The sequence below is a fragment of the Nitriliruptor sp. genome (assembly GCF_040882075.1).
GTDB lineage: Bacteria > Actinomycetota > Nitriliruptoria > Nitriliruptorales > Nitriliruptoraceae > Nitriliruptor.
Genome location: NZ_JBBEBZ010000068.1, coordinates 24214 through 33021 on the forward strand (window position 1 = coordinate 24214; position 8808 = coordinate 33021).

Annotated in this window: 8 protein-coding genes; all 8 read left to right on the forward strand. The window is 71.3% G+C overall.

Features of this window, described 5'->3' with window-relative positions; translation table 11 throughout:
* The first annotated feature begins 27 nt into the window (after positions 1–27).
* The 8 genes from WEB03_RS03415 (at position 28) to WEB03_RS03450 (ending at position 8649) form a co-directional block, all read left to right on the forward strand.
* Entirely contained in the window at positions 28–891 is an 864-nt protein-coding gene (locus WEB03_RS03415; protein ID WP_368069568.1) for a xanthine dehydrogenase family protein subunit M, read from the forward strand.
* 91 nt (positions 892–982) lie between these two features.
* Positions 983–1489, forward strand: a complete 507-nt coding sequence (locus WEB03_RS03420; RefSeq protein WP_368069569.1) for a (2Fe-2S)-binding protein — start codon at positions 983–985, stop codon at positions 1487–1489.
* A gap of 1 nt (position 1490) precedes the next feature.
* Complete coding sequence (locus WEB03_RS03425) at positions 1491–3938, forward strand: aerobic carbon-monoxide dehydrogenase large subunit (protein ID WP_368069570.1); 2448 nt, start codon at positions 1491–1493, stop codon at positions 3936–3938.
* An 11-nt stretch (positions 3939–3949) separates the two neighbouring features.
* Positions 3950–4867 (forward strand): XdhC family protein, encoded by a 918-nt coding sequence (locus WEB03_RS03430; protein WP_368069571.1) that lies wholly within the window; start codon positions 3950–3952, stop codon positions 4865–4867.
* The gene (locus WEB03_RS03435; RefSeq protein ID WP_368069572.1) at positions 4864–5466 is read left to right on the forward strand and encodes an NTP transferase domain-containing protein; all 603 of its coding nucleotides are present in this window, start codon (positions 4864–4866) and stop codon (positions 5464–5466) included. The genes WEB03_RS03430 and WEB03_RS03435 overlap by 4 nt, the downstream gene beginning before the upstream one ends.
* Positions 5459–6340: an AAA family ATPase gene (locus WEB03_RS03440; protein ID WP_368069573.1), complete on the forward strand. Its 882-nt coding sequence runs from the start codon at positions 5459–5461 to the stop codon at positions 6338–6340. Before WEB03_RS03435 ends, WEB03_RS03440 begins: the two co-directional genes overlap by 8 nt.
* Positions 6337–7566, forward strand: a complete 1230-nt coding sequence (locus WEB03_RS03445; RefSeq protein WP_368069574.1) for a VWA domain-containing protein — start codon at positions 6337–6339, stop codon at positions 7564–7566. The genes WEB03_RS03440 and WEB03_RS03445 overlap by 4 nt, the downstream gene beginning before the upstream one ends.
* A 90-nt stretch (positions 7567–7656) precedes the next feature.
* A complete protein-coding gene (locus WEB03_RS03450) occupies positions 7657–8649 on the forward strand; it encodes an LLM class flavin-dependent oxidoreductase (RefSeq protein ID WP_368069575.1) in 993 nt (330 codons plus the stop codon).
* Positions 8650–8808: the final 159 nt, after the last annotated feature.

Below are 8808 nucleotides of genomic sequence, written 5' to 3' on the forward strand. Positions count from 1 at the left end.
AGGTCGAGCCACGGGAGAGGGGTCGCCGTGCAGGTGCCCGCGCCGTTCGAGTACGCCCGTGCCACCAGCGTCGACCACGCCCTCGAGCTGCTCTCGCAGCTCGGGAGCGAGGCACGCATCGTCGCCGGAGGCCACAGCCTCCTGCCGATGATGAAGCTCCGGCTCGCCAACCCGGAGTACCTCATCGACGTCAACGACCTGACGGAGCTGTCCTACATCCGCGAGGAGGGCGACGAGGTCCGGATCGGTGCGATGACGCGTCACCGCGAGCTGCTCGAGTCGGACGTGCTCGCGGCACGCTTCCCGATCTTCCGCGACGCCGAGCGCGTCATCGCCGACCCGGTGGTCCGCAACCGCGGCACGCTCGGCGGATCGCTGTGCCAGGCCGACCCGTCCGAGGACCTGTCGGCGGTGTGCACCACGCTCAACGCCTCCTGCGTCATCCGCGGTCCGGGCGGCGAGCGCGTCGTGACGATGGCCGACTTCCACCGCGGGCCGTACGAGACCGCGGTCGGCGACGACGAGATGCTGACCGAGGTCCGCATCCCGGTGCACCCCGGCGGAGGCAGCGCCTACGAGAAGGTCGAGCGTCGCACCGGTGACTGGGCGGTCGTCTCGGCCGGCGCCGCGGTGTGGATGGACGGTGGGGCGATCCGTGAGGGCCGCGTCGGGCTGGCGGCTGTGGGACCGGACACCACGGGGATCGCTGAGGTCGCCGACGCCCTCCGCGGTGCGACCCCGTCCGAGGAGCTCTACGCGGAGGTCGGGGCCATCGCCGCCCGCAACTGCCGGCCCTCGGACGATCAGCGCGGCACGGAGGCCTACAAGCGGCACCTCGCCGACGAGCTCACCCGGCGCGCCCTCCGGCGTGCGGTCGAGCGGGCCGGCTGAACCGACCCACGACACGAACCGAACCACGAACGAACCGAGCCACGACACGAACCGGGTCTCCCGAGCGCGGATCACCACCGAGGAGCGGACCATGCAGGTGACGATGACCGTGAACGGCGACCAGGTCAGCCACGACGTCGAGGCGAGGTTGCTGCTCGTGCACTACCTCCGGGACGTGCTCGGGCTGACCGGCACCCACTGGGGGTGCGACACGAGCAACTGCGGGACGTGCGTCGTGTGGATGGACGGCGAGCCGGTCAAGTCGTGCACGGTGCTCGCGGCGATGGCCGACGGACGGGCGGTGCGCACCGTCGAGGGGCTCGAACAGGACGGCGTGCTCGACCCCGTCCAGGAGGGTTTCACAGAGTGCCACGGCCTCCAGTGCGGCTTCTGTACCCCCGGCATGCTGATGACGGCGCGGGCGCTTCTCGACCGCAACCCCGACCCGGACGAGGGGGAGATCCGCGAGGCCATCTCGGGTCAGATCTGCCGCTGCACGGGCTACTCGACCATCGTGCGCTCCATCCGGTGGGCGGCCGAGAAGGAACGGCTCGGCGCCGCCGACGAACCGGCGGCGGCCCCCGCGGGAGGTGCGTGACATGTCGACCACCGACGCGACCGACGCTCTCTCGCCCGGGGTCATCGACGACGCACCGGAGACCGACGGTTCCGAGTACGGCACGGTCACCCAGGACCCGCCGGAACGACCGATCGGGTTCGGGTCGCTGCGGCGCAAGGAGGACGCGCGGTTCATCCGTGGGATGGGGCAGTACGTCGATGACGTGCAGCTGCCGGGGATGCTGCACATGGCGATCCTCCGCTCACCGATGGCGCACGCCCGGATCACCAACATCGACACGTCGGCAGCCGAGGCCCACCCCAAGGTCAAGCTCGTGGTCACGGGTGCGATGCTCGCCGAGCACGGCCTCGCGTGGATGCCGACCCTGTCGAACGACGTGCAGGCGGTCCTGGCCACCGACAAGGTGCGGTTCGCTCACCAGGAGGTCGCCTTCGTCGTGGCCGAGGATCGCTACTCGGCGCGCGACGCGCTCGAGCTGATCGACGTGGACTACGAACCGCTCCCCCCGGTCGTCGACGTACGTAAGGCACTCGACGCCGATGCCGCGGTCATCCGCGACGACCTGGCGGGCAAGACCGACAACCACTGCTTCGACTGGGAGACCGGCGACGCGGCGGCCACCGACGAGGTGTTCGCGAACGCCGACGTGGTGGTCAGCGAGGAGATCGTCTACCCGCGTTCGCACCCGGCCCCGATGGAGACCTGCGGGTGCGTCGCGGACCTCGAGCGCGTCTCCGGCAAGCTGACCCTCTGGTCGACCACGCAGGCGCCGCACGCCCACCGGACCGTCTACGCGCTCGTCGCCGGCATCCCCGAGCACAAGATCCGCGTCATCTCCCCCGACATCGGCGGGGGGTTCGGCAACAAGGTCCCGATCTACCCCGGCTACGTGTGTGCCATCGTCGGCTCGCTGCTGCTGGGCAAGCCGGTCAAGTGGATGGAGGACCGCACCGAGAACCTGGTCAGCACCGGCTTCGCGCGGGACTACGTCATGAAGGCGGACATCGCGGCCACCTCGGACGGGCGGATCCAGGCGATCCGCACCAACGTCCTGGCCGACCACGGCGCGTTCAACGGCGTCGCCGCCCCGGTCAAGTACCCGGCGGGCTTCTTCGGGGTCTTCACCGGCAGCTACGACCTCGAGGCGGCCCACGCCAAGATGACCGCCGTCTACACCAACAAGGCGCCTGGCGGCGTGGCCTACGCCTGCTCGTTCCGCATCACCGAGGCGGTCTACCTCGTCGAACGGATCGTCGACGTCCTGGCCGACGAGCTCGGCATGGACCCGATCGAGCTGCGCATCAAGAACTTCATCCAGCCCGACCAGTTCCCGTACGTGACCAAGACCGGGTGGACCTACGACTCGGGCGACTACGAGCCCGCGATGCGCCAGGCCATGGAGCTCGCCGGGTACGACGAGCTGCGTCGCGAGCAGGGCGAGAAGCGCGAACGCGGCGAGCTGATGGGGATCGGTGTCTCGTTCTTCACCGAGGCCGTCGGCGCGGGACCACGCAAGGACATGGACATCCTCGGTCTCGGCATGGCTGACGGGTGCGAGCTCCGCGTCCACCCGACCGGCAAGGCCGTCGTCCGTCTGTCGGTGCAGAGCCAGGGCCAGGGCCACGAGACCACCTTCGCCCAGATCGTGGCCGAGGAGCTCGGTATCCCACCCGAGGACATCGACGTCGTCCACGGTGACACCGACAACACCCCGTTCGGGCTCGGCACCTACGGGAGCCGTTCGACACCGGTGTCCGGTGCGGCGGCCGCGTTGGTGTCGCGCAAGGTCCGTGACAAGGCACGGATCATCGCGTCGGGGATGTTGGAGGTCTCCGTCGCCGACCTCGATTGGGACAAGGGCCGGTTCGTGGTCAAGGGCGACCCGGACGCGGCGGTCACGATCCAGGACATCGCGATGCGAGCCCACGGCGCCGGCGACCTGCCGGACGGCATCGAAGGCGGCCTCGAAGCGCAGATCTGTTACAACCCGGAGAACCTGACCTACCCGTTCGGCGCCTACATCTGCGTGGTCGACGTCGACCCGGGGACCGGTCACGTCAAGGTCCGTCGCTTCGTGGCCGTGGACGACTGCGGGACCCGGATCAACCCGATGATCATCGAGGGACAGGTCCACGGTGGACTGACCGACGGGGTGGGCATGGCCCTGATGGAGATGATCTCGTTCGACGAGGACGGCAACTGCCTCAGCGGGTCGCTGATGGACTACCTCATCCCGACCGCGCTCGAGACGCCCGACTGGGAGACGGGCTTCACCGTCACCCCCTCGCCCCACCACCCCATCGGCGCCAAGGGCATCGGCGAATCGGCGACCGTCGGTTCGCCGCCGGCCATCGTGAACGCCGTCGTCGACGCACTCACGCCGTTCGGCATCCGCCACATCGACATGCCCATGACCCCCTCGCGGGTCTGGGAGGCGATGCAGGGACGCAACACGGCGCCGATCTGAGGGACACCGCCATGGATCCGTCCACCTCGCTCTCCGAGCTCGGAACACAGCTGCGTGCCGACCGGATCCCGTTCGTCGAGGCGACGGTCGTACGAGCGCAAGCACCGACCTCCGCGCGACCGGGCGACACCGCGATCGTCCAGGCCGACGGCACGATCGCGGGCTTCGTCGGCGGACAGTGCGCCGAGACCTCGGTGGTGGCCGCGGCCCTCGACGTCCTGGTATCGGGTGAGCCGCTGTTGCTGCGGGTGCTCCCGGACGGCAGCGACCGGGAGCCCGCCCTCGACGAGAGGGATGCGCCTGGCGAACGCCGGGTGATCAACCCGTGCCTGTCGGGCGGGGCCATCGAGGTGTTCCTCCGTCCGCACCGGCCCGCACCAGCCGTCCACGTCGTGGGCTCGTCGCCCGTGGCCCTGGCGCTCACCACCACCCTGGCAGGTCTCGGCTTCAGCGCTCGGCGCGTGGACGGCGGCGAGCTCGACTGCACCGGTGCGCTGGCGGTGGTCGTCTCCACCCACGGACGCGACGAACCCGAGACCATCCGGGCCGCGATCGCTGCAGCCGTGCCGTTCATCGGGCTGATCGCCAGCGAACGACGAGGGAGCGCGGTGCTCGACGCGATGGACCTGTCGGACGAGGAACGCGGCCGCGTTCGCACACCCGTGGGTCTGCCCATCGGGGCCAGGACACCCGCCGAGATCGCGCTGTCGATCGCGGCGGAGCTCGTCCGTGACGTCCGTCTCGGGGACATCGAACCGTCCGCTGCCCCGATCCCCTCGACCCCAGCGACGGCCATCGATCCGGTCTGTGGGATGACCGTGACCGTCACCGCGACCACCCTGCACCTCGCACACGACGGCCAGGACGTCTGGTTCTGCGCCCCCGGTTGTCGAGCGAGGTACGCCGCCGACGTCGGCGTCGAGGTGTGAGCGCGGTACCGACGGGGGTGGTGCTCGCGGCTGGTTCGTCTCGGCGGCTCGGGTCGCCGAAGCAGCTGCTGCCGTTCGGTGGGGCCACGTTGCTCGACGCGACGCTGGACACCGCGCGAGCGTGTGGCTTCGACCAGCTGCTGGTCACCCTCGGCGGTGCGGCGGACCGCATCCGGGACGAGGTCGACCTGCGCGGGACCGTGGTCGTGGCCAGCCCCACGCCCACCGAGGGGTGCTCGTCGTCGCTGCGCGCGGCGGTGGACGTCGTCGACCCGCGCTCGACGGGCATCGTCCTCCTGCTCGGCGACCAACCCCGGATCCGCCCCGTCGACGTCGCCACGCTGCTCGACCGGGCGGGCGACGGGCCGCTCGGTGTGTGCCGGTACGACGATGGACGCGGCCATCCGCTCTGGCTCGGTCGGGCGGTCTTCGACGACCTCCGTCAGCTCCACGGGGACAAAGCGGTGTGGAAGCTGCTCGAGTCGGGCCGCTACCCCGTCACGGACGTCCCCGCACGGGGCACCGTCCCGCTCGACGTCGATACCGTCGAGGACCACCGCCAGCTGGTGGCGACCGAGGAGGTCGACGGTGGTGGTTGAGACACCGGTCTTCGTCGACCGCGAGGCGGTCCGCGCCGCGCTCGAAGCGCAGGGCTACCTCGCCGACGGGGCGCTGACGACCGCGATCTTCCTGGCGCAGGCTCTCGGACAGCCGCTCCTGCTGGAGGGCGAGCCGGGTGTCGGCAAGACCTCGGCGGCCCAGGCCATCGCGCGTTCGGTCGGCTCCGAGCTCATCCGGCTCCAGTGCTACGAGGGGATCTCCGCCGGCGAAGCGCTCTACGAGTGGAACTACCCCCGGCAGCTGCTCGCGGTACGGACGGCGGAGTCCCGCGGCGCCGCGCTCGAGGACGACGACCTGTTCACCGAGCGGTTCCTGGTCGACCGCCCGCTGCTGCGCGCGGTGCGCTGGTCCGGACCGGCGCCGGCGGTCGTCCTGCTCGATGAGGTGGACCGTGCAGACCACGAGTTCGAGGCCCTGCTGTACGAGTTCCTCGGGGAGAACTCGGTGACCGTCCCCGAGCTCGGCACGTTCCGTGCCCGCCGCGCTCCCATCGTGATCCTGACCTCGAACCGGACGCGTGAGCTGCACGACGCGTTGAAGCGGCGTTGCCTGTACCACTGGATCGCGTACCCCTCGGTCGCGCGAGCCGCGGCCATCGTCCGCCGCAACGTCCCCTCGAGCGCGGATGCGCTGGTGACGGCTGCGACGGCCTTCGTGGCCCGGGTCCGCGACACCGACCTCGACAAGCCGCCGGGGCTCGCCGAGACCATCGACTGGGTCGGCGCACTCGGGGCGCTCGGCGTGGCGGCCCTCGACGAGGCGACCGCGATCGAGACGCTCGGGACGCTCGCCAAGACCCCCGACGACCTCGAAACGCTCCAGCGGCTCGTCACCGAGGGGGTCGGTGGGTGAGCGAGGCGGGCGCTGACACGCTGTTCCGCGGCGTCGACCGCGCAGCGTTCGCCGCCGCCTTCTCCGAGCGTCTCCGGCTCGCGGGCAGCGTGCAGACGATGACGATGGCGGGCCGCTTCGCCGCCGCGCTCGAGGTCGCCGACCCGCGGACACGCGACGAGCTGTACTGGGTCGCGCGGACGTGTCTGGTGTCCGACGTCGGCGACGAGCCGGCCTTCGATGCCGTCTTCGGTCTCGTCTTCGATGCATCCGGACCGGCCGTCGACCCGCACGCTCGCCGTTCGGCGGCACACGGGTCCCCGCCCCCCGCGGACGAGGGCGACCTCCACGTCCGCGTGCCGCTCGACGGACCACGCGCGCCGGGTGGTGGGGGCGTGCCGTGGACGACACCGCCGAGCGCCACCGAGCCGGACCATGACCTCACACCGAGCGTCGAGCTGGCGCTGCCGCTGCCGTCCGGGCTGGCCGACCGCACCGACGTGCCGTTCGACCGCTTCGACGAGGACGAGCTCGAACTGCTCGGTGCGTGGCTCGAGCGCACGGTGGTCCACTGGCCTCGGCGACGAGCACGACGCCGGCGCCCCACGAGCCTCGTACGCGACCTCGACCGTCGGCGGACCGTCCGCGGCGCCCTGCGGACCGTGGGCGAGCCGATCGTCCTCCACCACAGCCGCGCGGTGACGCGTCCACGCGGCATCGTGATGCTCGTCGATGTCAGCGGGTCGATGCAGCCGTACGCCCGCGCGTACCTGCACCTGATGCGCGCGCTCGGCCGGACCACCGGCGCGGAGACGTTCGCCTTCTCCACGCGCTTGACCCGGCTGACCGCGACGCTGCAGCACCGGGACGTGCGTACCGCCGTCGCCCGTGCCACCGCCGAGGTCGACGACCGCTTCAGTGGGACACGTATCGCGAACAGCCTCGGACAGCTGATGCGTCACCCCGCCTGGAGCACCTCCGTGCGGGGCAGCGTGGTGATCATCGCCTCCGACGGGTGGGACACCGATCCGCTCCCAGAGCTCGAGGCGAGGATGCGCCGCCTGCGACGCCTCGCCCACCACATCGTGTGGGTCAACCCGCGTTCGGCTCGCCTCGACTACGAGCCGCTCGTGTCCGGCATGGCGGGGGCGCTCCCGCACTGCGACACGTTCGTCAGCGGTCACTCGCTCGCCGCCGTCGAGGACCTGCTGCGCACCGTCGCCTGCGCGCGGTCGCCGTCCGGGTGAGCGCCGGAATACGGCACGGGCGACCGTCGTTCCAGCCTCCGCACGCTCGAGCCGGCCCGGCTCGGGCGTTCCGTCGTCGCGAGGTGTCCCGTGTCCGTCCTCCTGTCCATCCTCGATCTCGCCGACGTCGGACCGGGTGAGAACGTGCCGGATCGGCTCCGGTCGAGCGTCGAGCTGGCGCAACACGCCGAGCGGTGGGGGTACCGACGGATCTGGTACGCCGAACACCACAACATGCCGACGATCGCGTCGGCAGCGACGAGCGTGCTGATCGCTCACGTCGCGGCGCACACCCGGACCATCCGGCTCGGATCGGGTGGGGTGATGCTGCCCAACCACTCGCCGCTGGTCATCGCCGAGCAGTTCGGCACGCTCGAGTCGCTGCACCCCGGCCGCATCGACCTCGGGCTCGGTCGTGCACCGGGGACCGACCAACAGACCTTCCGGGCGCTCCGTCGCCACCCGGCAGCGGCCGAGCGCTTCCCCGACGACGTGCTCGAGTTGCAGGGCTACCTGCGCGGTGAACCACTCGTCGAGGGGGTCCGGGCCACACCCGGGCACGGCACCGATGTGCCGCTCTACATCCTCGGCTCGTCGCTGTTCGGGGCGCAGCTGGCAGCTCAGCTCGGCCTGCCCTACGCCTTCGCGTCGCACTTCGCACCGGACGCCCTGCAGGCGGCCGTCGCCGCGTACCGCAGCGGGTTCCGCCCGTCGGCGCAGCTGGAGCGACCGCACGTCATCGCCGGCGTCAACGTGATCGCCGCCGACGCGCGCGAGGACGCCGAGGCGCAGCTGCTGATCGCCAAGCGTCGGCGTGCCAAGCGGCTGTTCGGACGCGGCCGGTCCTACACCGACGAGGAGCTCGATCTCATCCTCGACTCTCCCTCAGCAGCCCCCGTGCTGCAGATGATGCGGTACACCGCGGTGGGAACCGTCGACGAGGTGTCGGCCTACCTCGACCGGTTCGCGGTGCACGCCGACGCCGACGAGCTCATCCTGGCGTCGAGCGCGACCGACCAGCCGAAGCGGTTGCGAACCTTCGAGCTCGTCGCGCAGGCGCGTGGTCTCGCTGATGCCGCCTGAGCCTCACCCTCCCGTCACACGCCGGTAGCGCTCCGCCGGACCGGCTCCGTCCGCTGTCACACGGACCGCATCGACGGGCCCCCTCCCCTCACCCGTAGCCCGACCGCGGAGCGGACGCGAGGGGACCGGGCGGCCACCTGCCGGGCCCGGACGGCCTAG